14 protein-coding genes and 1 pseudogene are annotated in these 14848 nt (G+C 59.1%); 9 read left to right on the top strand and 6 right to left on the bottom strand.

The window, feature by feature from the left end; genetic code table 11:
• Nucleotides 1-71 precede the first annotated feature (71 nt).
• The 3 genes from AC1DWZ_RS02030 (at nucleotide 72) to AC1DWZ_RS02020 (ending at nucleotide 1985) form a co-directional block, all read left to right on the top strand.
• The gene (locus AC1DWZ_RS02030) at nucleotides 72-794 is read left to right on the top strand and encodes a hypothetical protein (protein ID WP_477167191.1); all 723 of its coding nucleotides are present in this window, start codon (nucleotides 72-74) and stop codon (nucleotides 792-794) included.
• Between the two features lie 3 nt (nucleotides 795-797).
• Nucleotides 798-1142: a hypothetical protein gene (locus AC1DWZ_RS02025; RefSeq protein WP_477167190.1), complete on the top strand. Its 345-nt coding sequence runs from the start codon at nucleotides 798-800 to the stop codon at nucleotides 1140-1142.
• A gap of 141 nt (nucleotides 1143-1283) precedes the next feature.
• Nucleotides 1284-1985 carry a Tn7 transposase TnsA N-terminal domain-containing protein gene (locus AC1DWZ_RS02020; protein ID WP_477167189.1) on the top strand — a complete coding sequence of 234 codons (702 nt, stop codon included), beginning with the start codon at nucleotides 1284-1286 and terminating at the stop codon, nucleotides 1983-1985.
• Here AC1DWZ_RS02020 and AC1DWZ_RS02015 read toward each other — a convergent pair.
• Nucleotides 1966-2178 carry a hypothetical protein gene (locus AC1DWZ_RS02015; RefSeq protein WP_477167188.1) on the bottom strand — a complete coding sequence of 71 codons (213 nt, stop codon included), beginning with the start codon at nucleotides 2176-2178 and terminating at the stop codon, nucleotides 1966-1968. The genes AC1DWZ_RS02020 and AC1DWZ_RS02015 overlap by 20 nt on opposite strands.
• A gap of 45 nt (nucleotides 2179-2223) precedes the next feature.
• Here AC1DWZ_RS02015 and AC1DWZ_RS02010 point away from each other — a divergent pair, with 45 nt between their 5' ends.
• From AC1DWZ_RS02010 to AC1DWZ_RS01990, 5 genes and pseudogenes are all read left to right on the top strand, one after another.
• Nucleotides 2224-4221 (top strand): transposase family protein, encoded by a 1998-nt coding sequence (locus AC1DWZ_RS02010; protein WP_477167187.1) that lies wholly within the window; start codon nucleotides 2224-2226, stop codon nucleotides 4219-4221.
• A gap of 1 nt (nucleotide 4222) precedes the next feature.
• Nucleotides 4223-5242 carry a TniB family NTP-binding protein gene (locus AC1DWZ_RS02005; RefSeq protein WP_477167186.1) on the top strand — a complete coding sequence of 340 codons (1020 nt, stop codon included), beginning with the start codon at nucleotides 4223-4225 and terminating at the stop codon, nucleotides 5240-5242.
• A 245-nt stretch (nucleotides 5243-5487) separates the two neighbouring features.
• Nucleotides 5488-5856 (top strand): annotated as a pseudogene (locus AC1DWZ_RS02000) (TniQ family protein); the annotation flags it as partial.
• Nucleotides 5857-6057: 201 nt separating this feature from the next.
• The gene (locus tag AC1DWZ_RS01995; RefSeq protein WP_477167749.1) at nucleotides 6058-7329 is read left to right on the top strand and encodes a hypothetical protein; all 1272 of its coding nucleotides are present in this window, start codon (nucleotides 6058-6060) and stop codon (nucleotides 7327-7329) included.
• A gap of 113 nt (nucleotides 7330-7442) precedes the next feature.
• A complete protein-coding gene (locus AC1DWZ_RS01990; RefSeq protein ID WP_477167185.1) occupies nucleotides 7443-8948 on the top strand; it encodes a TniQ family protein in 1506 nt (501 codons plus the stop codon).
• Nucleotides 8949-9769: 821 nt separating this feature from the next.
• On the opposite strand, the gene AC1DWZ_RS01985 is transcribed toward AC1DWZ_RS01990, so the two are convergent.
• The 3 genes from AC1DWZ_RS01985 to AC1DWZ_RS01975 all read right to left on the bottom strand — a co-directional run bounded on the left by AC1DWZ_RS01985 (nucleotide 9770) and on the right by AC1DWZ_RS01975 (nucleotide 12281).
• Entirely contained in the window at nucleotides 9770-10588 is an 819-nt protein-coding gene (locus AC1DWZ_RS01985) for an alpha/beta fold hydrolase (protein WP_477167184.1), read from the bottom strand.
• Between the two features lie 121 nt (nucleotides 10589-10709).
• Nucleotides 10710-11006, bottom strand: a complete 297-nt coding sequence (locus AC1DWZ_RS01980; protein ID WP_477167183.1) for a TetR family transcriptional regulator C-terminal domain-containing protein — start codon at nucleotides 11004-11006, stop codon at nucleotides 10710-10712.
• A gap of 96 nt (nucleotides 11007-11102) precedes the next feature.
• Nucleotides 11103-12281, bottom strand: a complete 1179-nt coding sequence (locus tag AC1DWZ_RS01975; RefSeq protein ID WP_477167182.1) for an NADH:flavin oxidoreductase — start codon at nucleotides 12279-12281, stop codon at nucleotides 11103-11105.
• Between AC1DWZ_RS01975 and AC1DWZ_RS01970 the strand changes: the two genes are divergently transcribed.
• Nucleotides 12271-12663 (top strand): HTD2 family dehydratase, encoded by a 393-nt coding sequence (locus tag AC1DWZ_RS01970; protein ID WP_477167181.1) that lies wholly within the window; start codon nucleotides 12271-12273, stop codon nucleotides 12661-12663. The two genes, AC1DWZ_RS01975 and AC1DWZ_RS01970, sit on opposite strands and share 11 nt — an antisense overlap.
• Before the next feature lie 171 nt (nucleotides 12664-12834).
• On the opposite strand, the gene AC1DWZ_RS01965 is transcribed toward AC1DWZ_RS01970, so the two are convergent.
• Together AC1DWZ_RS01965 and AC1DWZ_RS01960 are read right to left on the bottom strand one after the other, a co-directional pair.
• Nucleotides 12835-13890 (bottom strand): ABC transporter ATP-binding protein, encoded by a 1056-nt coding sequence (locus AC1DWZ_RS01965; protein WP_477167180.1) that lies wholly within the window; start codon nucleotides 13888-13890, stop codon nucleotides 12835-12837.
• Between the two features lie 13 nt (nucleotides 13891-13903).
• Entirely contained in the window at nucleotides 13904-14848 is a 945-nt protein-coding gene (locus tag AC1DWZ_RS01960; protein WP_477167179.1) for an SIS domain-containing protein, read from the bottom strand.

The following is a 14848-nucleotide window of genomic DNA, read 5'->3' as shown; positions in this document are numbered from 1 at the left end:
ATCGAGCCGCCAGTGAGGCATTGGCGACCTCGCTGAACACAACACACATAGCGATTTCTTCATGGAGATCGATGATGACACCTGCCGCATATCGGGCCCGGGTCGAGTTGTTGCGCCAGAAGCACATCTTCATGAGCGGACATACGCTCGACAGCGACGTCATGCCAGGCTGGCTGCCCATCATCGAACGCCTTTGCACAGATATCGAGCGGTTGCTCTCGGAAATGGAAAAGCGGGCACTTCGCCTTATTCAAATCAAGGAGAAGCTCGGTGAACTCGCCTTCTATACTTCATTCCTCACGGATGCTCCCGTCGGCTCTGCAGACGCGCGCCTGATCGACAGCCAACCCCGCATCAAGAAATACTTCGATCTTGTAGATGCGGCTCGCCGCCAGTCCATCCACGCTTGCTTCATGTGCGGCGAAGCCGCGCAATTGCGGGAGGTTCGAGATACCTTCATTCCGCTTTGTTTCAATCACCGAAACACTCACTTTCGACATCTCGACTTTGCGTTCGAACAGGTTACTGATCGCGTCTTTCTGCCACCTTCGGCAATCCAGGTCGCCGGCCGTTTGCTGCAGCATGTCGATCAATTGCGCGCAATCGGTTTCGCCGAGCTCGCGATCGCGCCTTCGCTCGATGACCTCATCATCTTCCGCTTGGCCTCCAGGGATCCCACCTCGCTGGCGCCTGACTCCGCTCTCATAGCGTCGAGCCTCGCCAGATGGCCCCTTGACCCCGCCATTCGTCTTTCCCTCAGCGATAACGTCGTCTGGGTGTTTCAGGAGGCATAGGGCATGGCCACAGCGCTAGCTAACGATTGGTTCGTTGTTGAGGTGCTTTGGCGAGGCCTGAGCGACGAGCGGGTTTTTCACCTCAGTGGCATCTCTACCGGGCACCGCCATATCCCGAACGGCCATCGGTTCATATCGACGCCACTTCAGTGGCTAGATCAAACGAACCAACAAGCCCAGACGCGAAACACTCTCTACCGACTTGGCCCTGAGATCACCGCCGAAGATGTTCGCGCGGTCGACCTCCAACGTATCAAAGACTACCTCGATGGGCTTTGGATTCCGCCCAAGTCTTCACGGCTCGTGCTGACGATTCCGCGGTCACTTGCCAACCGAAATCGAACCTGACTCGATTTTTTTGAGTCGCGCCAAGCGCTTGACTCTCCTGCAGATCTTGGATCGCCGGCACAGATTTTCCACCGCCGTGACTCCCGACGGCCGTTCATCGAGTGAATCTCTTGCACATCGGACGAAGGAGCAAGGATCGAAATGACAAAAGCCACCGCGAAATCCAATTTACCAAAGCCCGCCCGCCGGCGAAAGGCCTCACCGAAGTCCGACTTCGCACGGCCAGTGAATATCAACCGCAGCGAACGCGGCATCGGACACGTCCAGTGCCAAGTTACGAACACGAGTCAGGTCTATCACTCGTCGCTCGAACGAATCTTCGTTCTCCTGTTCGGCCTTCACCCTGACTGCACGGACCTTCGCACGCAGCCCGAGACCATCACCTACAAGCTTGGCGATGTCGATCACCGCTACACCGCCGACTGCCTGGTAAAGCTCGATGGGAAGCCGGCCTTCCTCGCCGAGATCAAGCCCGAGCGCGACATTCGCGATCCCGACAACGCTGAGAAGTGGGATGCCATTTCCAAAGCCGCCAGCGCCATGGGCCTTGGCTTCAAGCTTTTCTCGGATACCTACCTCCAACAAGAACCCCGGCACAGCACCGTCCATCGGCTGCAAGCTTACCGATCTAATGCTGTGGACGGCGCCATCAAAGAGCTGATTGATGCGGCGCTGCTCGAGGGCGGTCCGCAGACCATGGGCGCTTTGCGAGATCTCGCGATGGATAGCCTCCTGGTCCGCGACACAATTCTAACGCTCATGATCAAGCGGCACCTGACGACCGACCTAAATCAACCGATCGACGACACCAGCATCATCCGCTTCACCCGCAAAGTGGAGTGAGGATGCGCATCATGAAAGCAAGCACAGCGATAATCCGCCGCACGCCTTCCGGGCGCCCCACCACCTTCTTGGCTTCCGACTTGACCACGCGGATGCCGGTCTGGCTCCAACTCGGGCGACGAGCTCGTCTCCAGATCAACACCCGACCGAGAATCAATCTCGCGACCACGGTCGAAATCGACGGCACCAACATTGACGTCACTCCATCACCCTCCCACAACAGTGACAGGACATCGCTATGAAACGCACCTGCGTGATTGCGCTCGACGAAGGCACCGAAATCACTGACAACGGGCACGTCTACGTCTTCATCGAGACGACTAAGATCGGCAAGCACCTCTTCCAATCGGACAGCACGAGGGCAATCCTGCAGCTCTCCGATGCCGAGGTCGAGAGAGCTTTTCTCGAGCACCGGCTGACAACTCTTCCGAAATACCACCCGACCGATCCAGCATGGCTCAAGCGTAACATGAGCCGCAGCATCCGGAATCAACCCAAATCCTACATCAGCGAGACCGATCGCCGTCTGGACTATGTGACGGCAATCATCGGCGCCGGCGCCCCTCGGCAAGCCAATCGGAGCTGGCGTCCCGTCATCCGCCGCGTCGCTGAGCAACGGGCGAAGACCGGCATCGAGAAGATCCCGAGCTGGACGACCGTTCGCCGCTGGCTGAACCGATACAACCGCCGCGGCCGAGACGTCCGAGCGCTCATTCCCGGCTATAACGGCCGGGGCCGCGCTCCCCTCCAGCTCAGCCCCTCGCTCGAGGCGCGCATCGGAAGGGAAATTCGCCGCTTCATGGATCCGAGCCGTCCAAGCATGGCGGCGGTGATCCGTCGTGTTCAGCACACCATTCGGATGGCCATCCAGCAGGAGCCCGGCGCCGCGGGCTGGGCCGTGCCCTCAACTAATCTCGTCAAGCGCCGTATCAAGGCCCTGTGCCCCTATGCCGTTGCCGAAGGGCGTTACGGTAAGCGGCATGCCGAGCGGATGTTCCGCGAGGTCAAGCCCGGCGAAATCGCCCGCTATAGACTCGAAGTCGTCGAACTGGATCACACCCAGGCCGACATCATGATCTTCGACGACGAGAACAGAGTCTATCTCGGTCGTCCCACGATCTGTGCCGCGATCGACAAGCGCACGCGCGCGCTCGTCGGCATCTACATCGGCTTCGAGCCGCCGGGAGAATATACGCTTCTGCAGTGCATCCAGAATATGCTTGAGCCGAAGCACTACATGAACAAGGAATTCCCGGGCATTAAGCTGCCGTGGCGCGTCTACGGAAAGCCCACTGTGCTCGTGCTCGACAACGCAATGGAGAACCATGGCGAGACCCTACGCCACGTTGCGGCCGCGCTCAATATGGACGTGCGCTACGCTCCTGTTAAGTGCCCGCAATTCAAGGGCACCATCGAACGGTTTCTCGGCACCCTCATGCGCAACGCTCTGGCCTTTCTCCCAGGGAGAACGTTCAGCAACGTCGTCGAGAAAGGCGACTTCGATCCGGCAAAGGATGCCTGCATGACGCTGCGCGACTTCCGGCGGCTCATCCACATGTGGATCGTCAGCGAATACATGCCGTCGTTTCACACGGGCGTCAACGGCGTTCCCGAGCTGCTCTGGCAGCAGGAAGTCGAGGAGATGCCGATCCGCATCACCGAGATCAACTCCAAAGACCTCGTCCGGCATTTCGCGCACACGAAGATCCGGCACGTGGATCGCCTGGGCATCCGCATGAAGGGTCTGCGCTTCAATTCGAACGAGCTCAACCAGATCGCGCGCCTGCCGGAAGAGCATCGCGACGTTCTCGTGACAATGCGTCATGACAACGTCGGCGAGATAACGGTTACCCACCCCATCACCCACGAAGAATTCCGAGTGGTGTCCCGCCTCGTTGAACCGCGCGGAATGTCGATCTACCAGCACAAGCGGATCTGCGAGGAGATGAAACGTCAGGGAGTCAAGATCATGAACGATCTCACCTACCTCCAGGGGAAGGAGGACTACTACGCGATGATCGACGAGATGCTCGAGGATCGGCCGCGGACTAAGAAGGAGCGAAACAAGCTCGTTCGCGACTTGGGCGGTGAGCGCGTCGCTCAACCGACGACGTCTGCATTCGATCTCGACGTCGACGATGACATGTTCTCGCCCTCTGAGCCGGACGGTGCGGGTGACTCGGATATCGCCTACCTGCCCAGCGCCGACGATTACGATGCGACGGTGGTGGACTGACATGACCGATATCCTCGCGCCAGACTCTTCTTCGATGATTCGCGCGATCTCGGGCTCTGGGCCGGCATCTGCCGTCCAAATGCCCGGGCACCTGTTCATCCACTACAACAGGGCAAAGAAGGTTCAGCGTCATCTCCAGCTCTTCGAGCAGGGCATGATCGGCGGCCCGAAGCAACGCACGATGTTCATGTTCGGACCCACGGGAAGCGGCAAGTCTCAGCTGATCAAGTTCGCGTTTCCCTCTGCCCGGCGCAAAATTCGCCGAGTAAAACGAAACGGGGAGGACAAGAATGTCCTTGATGTTCTCCTCATCTCGGCGCCCGGGAACGGGACGGCAAGGAGCATCCTTGCTGAGATTTTGCTGCAACTCAGCATACCCACGCGAAAGTCCGAGAGCGCACAGGAGTTGCTTCACCGGGTCAAAGCTATTCTGGGCGGCCTCGAGACATCCCTTCTCGTTGTGGATGAGATGCAACAATTTACGTCCAGCGACTATCCCGTCTCGGACATGATCAAGAACCTGACGGATGGGCTCCCGTGCCGGTCTCTTCTGGTCGGGCTTGCTGATCTCAACGAGTTCGCGAAACTGAATCCACAGCTTGCGCACCGTCTTGCGATTCCGATCGCCCTACCTGCCTTCGAGTGGCGCAGCCAAAGCGACCAGACAGACTTTGTCGGCCTGTTGAAGCAATTTCAACGATATCACCCCATTGCCTTCGCCGAGGTCGACATCACGAAGGACGCCCTCCCGAAGACCCTGCACCACGCCTCACGCGGCCTCATCGGCGAGCTGACGGCGATCCTTGCGGACGCCATAAGCTTTGCGAGGCTTCACCGCCGCGAGACGATCAAACTGGACGACCTGAAAAAGGCCGTGAAGAAGATGCTCAAGTCGTTCGAAGGTCGTGACAATCCGTTCGAGCTTGAGGTATTGCCGGCGATCTCCCCGGCCGCCCCGCTGCACTCCGGCATCAACGTGAACGGTGTTCGCAATAGGCGCGCGATCAAGCGAGGGAGGTAATATGGACCCGTTACCTATAGTTTCCCTGCTCCCTGGCGAAACCCGCGATGGTTATCTTGATCGGCTGGCCAGCGCCTACGCCCTCACCGGCAGCGAAATCCGTGGCCGCCTGGGACTCGACGTCGCGGAACTCCGCCTCAACGGCAAGTGGGCGGCGCCTGCGATCTCGCCAGCCACCCAATTGCACCCCGGGAGCGCTGTGATGGGTGTTCGCCACAGGCGGGTAGTCCCACAAGGGAAGTGAGATGGGGTCGCTACCCATCCATGTCTCTCCCCTTTTGGGAGAAAGCCTATATGGCTACCTCGATCGGCTGGCCAGAGCCAACGCCCTCTCAGGCGGCGAAATCCAAAGCCAGATTGGGCTCGACGTCGCAGAACTTCGGCTCGATGGCGACGTCGGGCGAGTCCTTTCTCAGTTCATAGGACTCAGCCAGCCCTCAATCGATCCCCTCCTTTGGATCCGAGATGGGCCGGTTTTGCGTATTCACGGCGGATCGATACCGAGGTGGCTGGTTCACCGATATCACTCACCTGTCTGCCTCATGTGCCTCGCTGCGGACATGCCCCATCTTGCCGCCTGGGATTTCCGGCCCGTCCGCCGATGCAATATCCATGGGACCACGCTAACGGACCGGTGCCCGAAGTGCGAAGAGCCGCTTTTAAGGAAGCGGCCAGACTACCGTTTTTGCCCCCGATGGCATGACTTGCGAAACTCCAGCCTCGCGCCTGGGCTGGCGCCGGATTCGGAGGAGGCCCGCCTGAACTCGGTTCTGTATCAGATAATCGAGGGGCACACCCCTCGGCTGCCGTCCCCGTTGCACCATCTCGACGTCGCGGATATTGCCCTTCTGTCACGCCTATGCGGCTCTCTGAAAATTGGACAATACGATCAAGTTAAGCGCACTTGGTCCGGCAACGATCGCGAAACCTGCAACAATGGGTTTTCTGTTATCGAACAGTGGCCATCTGCGTTCCGGGCCTTGCTTAAGCGTCATCTTCGGCAAGGCACGCGACCGATCCCATTACTCGATATTCCGGCGAACGAGTTTCTTAAGGAACGGATGAGGCGTGAACACGATCGCCCTTACGCGGCGCTGATCGGCGCCGAGATATGGAGCTATGCGCGCTCGGTTGGGGTGATCCCTAGCCCGGGAACCTTCGGTTTCACACCCCCGGACTTCGACGACCATTACATGTCAGCTACCAAGGCCGCCGAGGCGATGGAGGTCGGCCTCGACATGCTCTACCGGATTGCCAAATCTGCACGATGGCCCGGATGGAAGCAGCTAAATCGGAAATCTGCTGCGTGGCTGCGGCACGCGGACGTGGCTGATTGGCGCCGCGCCAACGCCGGCAAAATCACACTCCTGCACGTCGCACGCCGGTTCCGAGCGGATACGCGAACCATAATGGACATCGTCAGAGCGGGCTGCTTTGGACGTGCCGCGATGAATCGAATTCCATCTGACGCCCGGTCCAGGTGGTTTGCCACACGGGACGAGATCGACGCGTTCGTTGAACGCATCCGAATGGAAGTATCTCGGTCATCGCCGTTCGTCGCCGAAAGGACCACTTGGCGCAGATTCGCGGCAAAGGGCACGCGCGATCTGATGACGCTGGGCACAGCCATTGCCGGAGCCTTCAATCGGCCCGGGACGATCGCGGGATGGAAGGAACCGCGCGTCGTGGATATAGAATTTGACCTCGCCGAGCTTAGAGTCCTGCGTCGAAACGCCAGCGACCTTCTTAGCTTCAAAGACATACACCGTGAGTATGCCTTGCCTCTAGCCTACCTGCGCGAGGCCCAAAGATCCGGATTGCTGCGGTCCATCCGAAAGCCGACGCGGACGCGCACCCTGCGCTTCAGGAGGGCCGCAATCGATGAATTCGCTACTCAATATACCTGCCCGTTACTACTGGCTAAAGGCTGTGGGATCACGGCAAAGGCGGTTGCCAATGAGATTCAACGTCGCCGGATTCAACCGATCAATCATGGTCGCGGCCGAGCGCCCGCAATCTATGACCGGGGAGCACTTCTCGGGGCGTCGTCCCTCATCGCCGGCCTGGTCGGCGATGATCATGCGTAATTCAACCCTCCAAACAAATTAGTTCGTCCTCAACGCAACGAATCTTGCGCCACGGAGGACGGTGATATGTCAGCGGCCCCATATGGTCTTGGCAATTTTGCCGGAGGCCGACGGTGTCCTACCCAATTTATATTCCGATCCAACCTGGCGAAAGCCTCAATGGCTTTGCCCATCGCCTCGCGCGAGCCAACTCTCTTCCGCATTTCAGTGTTCTGACCGACGACATTGGCCAACACTACGACACGCCGACGCTTTCGGTCTTGGCCATCGCGGCACTCGCGGAGAAGGCGGACGTGTCGGCCGCCGATCTCGTGAATCGACAGCTCACCAAAGCTCCGTCATCAAAGAGTGGCTCGGTCACTCTGGGTGGGGCCGAGTTTCAGCAGGACATGGTCCGCATTCGATGTTCGCGGGTTTGCGCGGAATGTGTTGCTGAAGGTCGTCCGCATCTACTGAACTGGCAGTTCAACGCCCTTACGCACTGCCTGCTGCATCGCGCGCCTTTGATAACGCAGTGTCCAACTTGTGCGACCGATCTGACGTGGCGCCGTCGGCGTTACGACCTTTGCCGCCGCGGCCACGATATCGGCACTTCTCCGCCGGCTATTGACCGAGATTTGGATCTGACCGGCGCCATGTTCGTTGACGACATGCTCAACAAACAGCGCGAAAAGCCGTCGCAACGCTCGCGTTGGCGAAAGGGGATGCCCCGGCTCGACTGCCCTCAAACAATCATACTGCTGACCTTCCTGGCGCAGATCGCGCTTTTCGATGAGTCGAAGTTCCCGAGCCAATTGCGTTTCCATCACCCAAGCAACCCCGCGTTTCTCAGCGTCGGCCTTGACCTTGCACGCGAGTGGCCGAAGCGCTTCCTCAGGCATATCACCGCGCGTGTGGAACCCAATTCACCGGAGCTCTTACCGGCGCCGAAGCGGCAGTGGATTGCCAAGCGCTGCGCGGCGAACGCTTGTCCCGCCGAACGCCTGATCCTCGCCGAGCTTGACGCCCTTGCCCAGCGTCTTGGGCGACTGCCGGTCGCTGGCAAAATTGCTCGGTTTAGCACGCGCGATACGACGCCTGCGGGTTTCATCAGGCGACAGGATTTCGTCCGCGAAGCTGGAATGTGCGTGACCGCCGTGGACGCGATCTTCGGCAAACAGAATGATCAGTTCACAAAACCGGGAAAGGGCGCCGGCCCGTCTCTGATTCCTGAAAAACTCGCCGCACAGTTCATCAAGAACAAGAAGGCACCTCACGCTTCCTACACCGCAACGGCACGGAGGTTTATGGTGAACAACGACCTGGTTCGGGATATGGCTGAGTGCGGCCTATTTGGCGACGATGCCAAGTGGCGACATCAGCATTGTCCCTGGCGTGGGCTCTATTTGAACGAGGTCGAAGGCTTTGAGAACTCGCTGCGCAGCGCGCTCATCGAGACATTCCCCGACGGAAAGCTCATCTCGTTGCACACCATCAACGAGGGGCCCGGCTCCAACAAGAAGATCGTGTCGCTGTTGAAGGCTATCATCGTCGGAGAGCTTCCGGCCTTCGGCAGTTACCGACGGCTTTATTCTCCACGGATCAAACTCGATGACTGGCGAGATTTCCAGGCGTTATAAGTCGGGTCCAATCTGCCGTCGCCCAGCCTGAATTCGGTCTTCCTCAAGCGATCTTGTCCGCGGGGCTGTTCCAGGGCTAGCTGGCTCAAGTAACACTCAGCGCTGACACTGCAGCAGGCCGTGACTCCCAAGCCGGAGACGTGGTCCGCCGCCCTGCGCCGAGACCGCCCTTTAATCGTCGCCAGCTCTTTCCGACCTACCAATAGTTTCCAGTCAGCTGGACGCTACGCGAGCAACCGAGCTCCGGCGCTCCGTAGTCGGTTCTGAATTGACCGATGGAACCTTAGACAAAAGCCTTCGTCGGCTGTCCTGGGCCTCCCTAGCGGCTGGCCCTTTTGACCTGTGCAAATTTCCAGTTAATCCCGGCGAGGATGTTCAAGTGTGCGCACATTTCGGTCTCAACGATTCAGGGCTAACTCGCTAACAGTGAGAATCTCGGCGCTACTTCAATGAGGTAGCGACTACAAATCTCAGATCACAACACACACCGTTGATCGTGCAAGCTCGGGAGTGAATGCTCACATTGATCTTGCAATGGTGTCCGAAGAGGATCGAGGGACAGGCTTAGGCCGGCACCTCGAGGCTTTGTCTTTTACCCCGGCACGTTCGCTTGGTTACGAGACCGCTAGCACAACCATTTCCGCGAAGAACAAGGCAACGGGAGCTACATTCAAGCGATTTCACGCAAGGACCATTGGCGAGACAGTGGCTTTAAAGCGTTTGAGCTTCTTGTTCGTTCCTTCGTCACGACGCCGAAACCCGCCCCCCTCAACTCACAACCCGAAATGTTCACCATAGACGACAATGGATGAGCGATGCCGTCAGGACCTTATGAACGAGAGCAGGTCCGGGTTGAGGACATCCGCATGTGTGGTTAGCATGCCATGTGGATAGCCGGGATACGTCTTCAACGACCCGTTCTTGAGCAGGTCAACCGCACGCGGCACTGAACTTGCGAACGGGACGACTTGATCAGCCTCGCCATGCATCACCAGCACCGGCACAGTAATCTTCTTGAGGTCTTCGGTATAATCTTCGAGCCAAGAGTCGACCGTCGCGTAGTGAGCGAGGGCACCGCCGGCCATGCCTTGGCGCCACCAGTTCGCAATGATCGCCTCCGAAGGCTTCGCGCCATCGAGGTTGTAGCCGTAGAACGGGTTCTCAGGCACGAAACGGTAGAACTCCGCCCGGTTGCCCAGCACGCCTGCCCGGATCGCTTCGAACCACTCTGGCGGCTGACCGGCCGGGTTGTCTTCGCTCCTGTACATATTCGGCGTCAGCGAAGCGACCAGCACCGCCTTCGCGACCCGCTCCTGGTGGCGAGCGACATAGCGAGCCACCTCACCGCCGCCCGTCGAATGCCCGATATGGATCGCGTCGCGCAGGTCGAGGTGTTCCGTCAGGGCCGCGAGGTCGGCAACCCAGTGGTCCATGTCGTTGCCGGTGCTGGGCTGGTCGGACCGACCGTGGCCGCGCCGGTCGTGCGCGATCACCCGATACCCGTGATGAAGGAAGAATGTCATCTGAGCATCCCAGTCGTCCGCTGTCAGCGGCCAACCGTGGCTGAAAACGATCGGCTGACCTGATCCCCAATCCTTGTAGAAGATGTTTACGCCGTCTGTAGTAGTGATCGTGGACATTGAATCGCTCCGTGCTCTAGCCGCGGACAAACCTCATCACTCACTGGCGCGGCGTTCCAGCGAGAAACTTGTAAAATAAACCGGTCGGATATTTACCGGTCAGAATCGTTCAGGCGAGCGACTACGCAAGGAGGCACGGCAACACGCAGCGCTGGAAGTTGTCGAACGGCCCCCGACCGCGTTCGACCTTCGCCCGCATGACGGCCCCTTCGAACGCGTCGATCAGCGCGGCGGCATGGTGCTTGGGATCTTTCCCCGGAGTGAGCTCCCGTCGCGCCTGCGCATCGCGCAGGCAGGCGGTCAGGGCGACCGACCATTCCCGGTACACCTTTGCCAAAAATTCTACACGCGATTTAGGCTTCGCCCGCGGCGGATGGATGAGGGCGCCTTCGAAACCCTGGCCTAGACGCGTGCACAACCGTCAACGGCGTCATCGACGAAGACGCCATAACCCAAGCTGGCAGCCTATCGACAAGGATGTCGATGATGCTACCGACTAGCATGGCAAACGGGGTCAGACCAACTCGGCAAGTGTGGTGGCGTCAAAGTTCGTCAAGCTGGTCCAATCGCTCTTCTGGACCTTCACTGCCCAGTTGGGATCGCCTATTAGTGCCCGACCAACAGCAATGAGGTCGAACTCATCTCGCTCCATCCTCTCAATTAATCGATCAATACCCGTGGTCCTCGATCCCTTGCCCGCAAGGGCGTTCGTGAAATCGTCATTCATGCCAACCGAACCGACGCTGATTGTGGCCGCTCCAGTCAGCTTCTTGGCCCAGCCTGCGCAATTGAGGCCGTTTTCCCCGTCGATTTCCGGAAATTCCGGATCCCAAAAACGCCGCTGCGAGCAATGCAGAACGTCGACGCCTGCTTCTACCAGTGGCAGCAGCCAATCGGTCATTAGCGCCGGTGTCTCGGCGAGCCGGACGCTGAAGTCCTGTTGCTTCCATTGACTGACGCGAAGGATGATCGGGAATGCTGGACCGACCGCTTCGCGCACCGCAGCAACGATCTCGGCAGCAAAGCGCGACCGCTGTTTGATCGTAGCGCCGCCATAGCGATCTGTGCGCAGGTTAGTGCCGGACCAGAAGAACTGGTCAATCAGATAACCATGCGCACCATGGATTTCGACCGTATCAAAGCCCAGTCGCTTAGCATCCGCCGCTGCCTTGGCAAACGCCACGACAGAATCCGCGATGGCTTCCTCACTCATCGCTTCGCCGCGGGGCGCATCCGGCGCATCCAGCCCAGACGGGCTTTCGACGGGGGCCTCAGGTTCCCATTCGGTATAGCGGGCAGCACCGGTATGCCAGAGCTGCGGCCCCATTTTGCCGCCAACGCTGTGAACGGCATCGATGACGCCCTTCCACCCCGCCAGTGCCGATTCTCCGTGGAAGAAGGGGATGTTGGGATCGTTGCGCGATGCGGGCCGATCGATGACGGTTCCTTCAGAGAGAATCAAGCCCACCTGCCCTTCCGCGCGCCGCCGGTAATAGGCGGCATTTGCCTCGTTCGGAACGCCATTCGGCGCGAAGGTGCGGGTCATCGGTGCCATGACGATGCGGTTTTTGAGTTCAAGCGACTTGATGGCGAGAGGGCGAAACAATGTACCGGCATCGGCGAAGGGCATGAAAAAACGGCTCCACTGTGAGGGACGGTCATCTAAGTATATATAATCTCTGGTGTCGAGCATCGACCCGAAAGATGGGCAACCGGGCCAGCTTTGCTTCGTCGGCGTGCGGCGTGAATTGTCGACGGGGCGCGGGACTGACATCCGCGAGCGGTCGGCCATGACCTTTAACGGCCATCGTTTCCACTATGACCACCCTTACGCTACCGGCGTCGAGGGTTATGCTGGGCTTGTCGTCCACGGCCCGCTGCAGGCGACCCTGCTCTACAACCTCGCGGCCATGCTCGGTGGCCAAGCGCCAACCTGGTTCCGCTACGGGGGCAGAACACCTTTGATTGCCGGAGAATACTTCAAGGTGCGCGGCAGCCGACTGCCCGGCGGCAGCGCGACCTGCTGGACCGAGAACGCGCACGGTGACGTCTGTATGGAAGCCGAGGCCACATAGTGAACCTGATCGTGGCGCCGGCAATGAGTAGAATCTATCGAACGCATGGACTTAATCGGTTGCGGCCTCCAGCGTCGCATTACCGCGACGCCCAACATCCATAGCCAGCTTGCAGATTGGCGGGGCAGCGTCTGCAGGGCCGGGTGCTGGCATTACTCTGCAGAGTGCGATTCAGCCGATGCGAACCCCGCTCACCGCGTCGAAAAGATGCTGCTTATCTGCGCGAGGTTTCAGATGGATCTCGTCCCCCTTTGAAAGACCTGGCCTGTCTGTGAAAAGTGCTGTGACAATCAATCCGCCGACGTCGCATATAATTAACGTGGCATGACCTGTCCTTTCGACGGCCGTTACCCGCACGCCGATGGCCCCTTCAGTCTCTCTGGGGACGATATCCAGATGTTCCGGCCGTATGCCCCAGATGACCGCTCCTTCCATCGCCGCAGGCGCCGGCAGCTGAATATCGCCGGCCAGCATGATGTGTCCGTCCCGCGCCTGACCGTTGAGCAAGTTCATCGCCGGCGACCCGATAAAGCCTGCAACGAAGGCATTTGCCGGCCTGTCGTAAAGATCGAGTGGCGCACCCGCCTGTTCAAGCTGCCCAGACCTCAGGACGACAATCCGGTCTGCCATCGTCATCGCCTCGACCTGATCATGTGTGACGAAAATCGACGTAGATTGAAGACGGTCGTGCAAAGCGCGGATTTCCGCCCGCATCTGCACACGCAACGATGCATCAAGATTCGATAGCGGTTCATCGAACAAGAATACCGCCGGCTTTCGCACGATGGCTCGCCCCATCGCCACGCGCTGACGTTGTCCGCCCGACAATTGTTTCGGATAGCGGCCGAGATATTCGGTCAGGCCCAAAATGCCAGCTGCTTCGGCAACACGTGTCTCGATCTCGGACTTTGGTGTCTTCCGAACCTTCAGTGAAAAACTGATGTTCTCGCGTACGGTCATGTGCGGATAGAGCGCGTAATTCTGAAAGACCATGGCGAGGTCGCGCTCTTTCGGTTCAACCTCGTTGACGACGCGGCCCGCAATAGAAATTGTCCCGCCGCTGATATCCTCCAGCCCCGCGATCATGCGCAACAGCGTCGATTTTCCGCAGCCTGAGGGGCCAACGAGAGCCACGAATTCACCATTGGCAACGTCCACAGTCACACCATGCAATACCTCTACACCATTATAGCTTTTGATCAGATTTTTGAGTGAGACCTGGGCCATGAAGAGGGCGCTCCTACTGCAGAACCACCACTTTGGTCAGATGACGAGGCTCTGCTGTATCGACGCCTTTTTGATTGGCCACCCGTTCGCCAAGAATCTGAAGGGCCGGGAAGAGTTCAAGCGCACGCGCGGCGCCGGTTCGCACAAGGGGGATCGATAGGTCGCCAGGCCCGCCCAGGCCAATAACCTTGGCCCCTTTGCCCTGGACTTCTTTGGCAACTTTGGCCTCCTCGTCAGCCGTGTCGTGCGAGTAGAGGATGACGACGACAGACTGGTCGTCGACCAGGCTAATCGGCCCATGGCGGTATTCAAGCGGATGAAAGGCGTGACTGAACGTGATCGACATTTCCTGCAGCTTGAGAGAGCCCTCGGTCGCCATGCCATAGAGTGTGCCGGCACCCAGATAGACGAAATGCGTCCGCCCTCTGATCAGTGGTACAACGCCCTCTGTGGCCCGGAGCACGGCCTCGGCTTCGGCGACCGGACCGAGCTCGACCCCCGCCATGCGCAGCCCCACCAGCAGCATCAACGAGGCAGAGGCCGTCATCACGATCCCTTCCTGCTGATGCGTCGGGAGATAGACGGCGATGTCGGCCATCTTCAGAATGGTTGTATCCGGTTCGCAAGAGATCGCGATTGTCTTCATCCCTGCCCTGCTGGATGCGTCGATCGCTTGCACTGTCTCTGTCGTTGTGCCGGATCGGGACAGTCCAATGACGCAGACATCCGTTCGGTTTGCCAGATATTGATCCATCCGCCGTGCCCATTCAGCACCGGGTACGGCAATGGCATTGCGGCCATTGCTATTGAACGCCGTCGCAATGCTTTGCGCGAGGTAGAAGGATGTGCCGCAACCGGTGACAACCACCGTCTTGCCGGGCACTTGGGGCAAGGCCGTGGTCAACGCCTTCTGCCAGAAGGGGAACTGTTCTTTAATGACTTTTTCGGTCAAGTTCAT

It is taken from the genome of Dongia sp. P2_B8 (assembly GCF_056404715.1).
The sequence above is the reverse complement of the archived record's forward strand: the minus strand, read 5'-3'. Positions and strand labels throughout refer to the sequence as shown.

Excerpts from the sequence above, each read along its gene's own strand:
- AC1DWZ_RS02015 (WP_477167188.1), bottom strand. The coding sequence starts at position 2,178 with ATGTTGGTGCCGTCGATTTCGACCGTGGTCGCGAGATTGATTCTCGGT.
- AC1DWZ_RS01960 (WP_477167179.1), bottom strand. The coding sequence starts at position 14,848 with ATGAACTTGACCGAAAAAGTCATTAAAGAACAGTTCCCCTTCTGGCAG.
- AC1DWZ_RS02025 (WP_477167190.1), top strand. The coding sequence starts at position 798 with ATGGCCACAGCGCTAGCTAACGATTGGTTCGTTGTTGAGGTGCTTTGG.
- AC1DWZ_RS02010 (WP_477167187.1), top strand. The coding sequence starts at position 2,224 with ATGAAACGCACCTGCGTGATTGCGCTCGACGAAGGCACCGAAATCACT.
- AC1DWZ_RS01985 (WP_477167184.1), bottom strand. The coding sequence starts at position 10,588 with ATGTCCACGATCACTACTACAGACGGCGTAAACATCTTCTACAAGGAT.
- AC1DWZ_RS01965 (WP_477167180.1), bottom strand. The coding sequence starts at position 13,890 with ATGGCCCAGGTCTCACTCAAAAATCTGATCAAAAGCTATAATGGTGTA.
- AC1DWZ_RS02005 (WP_477167186.1), top strand. The coding sequence starts at position 4,223 with ATGACCGATATCCTCGCGCCAGACTCTTCTTCGATGATTCGCGCGATC.
- AC1DWZ_RS02020 (WP_477167189.1), top strand. The coding sequence starts at position 1,284 with ATGACAAAAGCCACCGCGAAATCCAATTTACCAAAGCCCGCCCGCCGG.
- AC1DWZ_RS02030 (WP_477167191.1), top strand. The coding sequence starts at position 72 with ATGATGACACCTGCCGCATATCGGGCCCGGGTCGAGTTGTTGCGCCAG.
- AC1DWZ_RS01975 (WP_477167182.1), bottom strand. The coding sequence starts at position 12,281 with ATGCTCGACACCAGAGATTATATATACTTAGATGACCGTCCCTCACAG.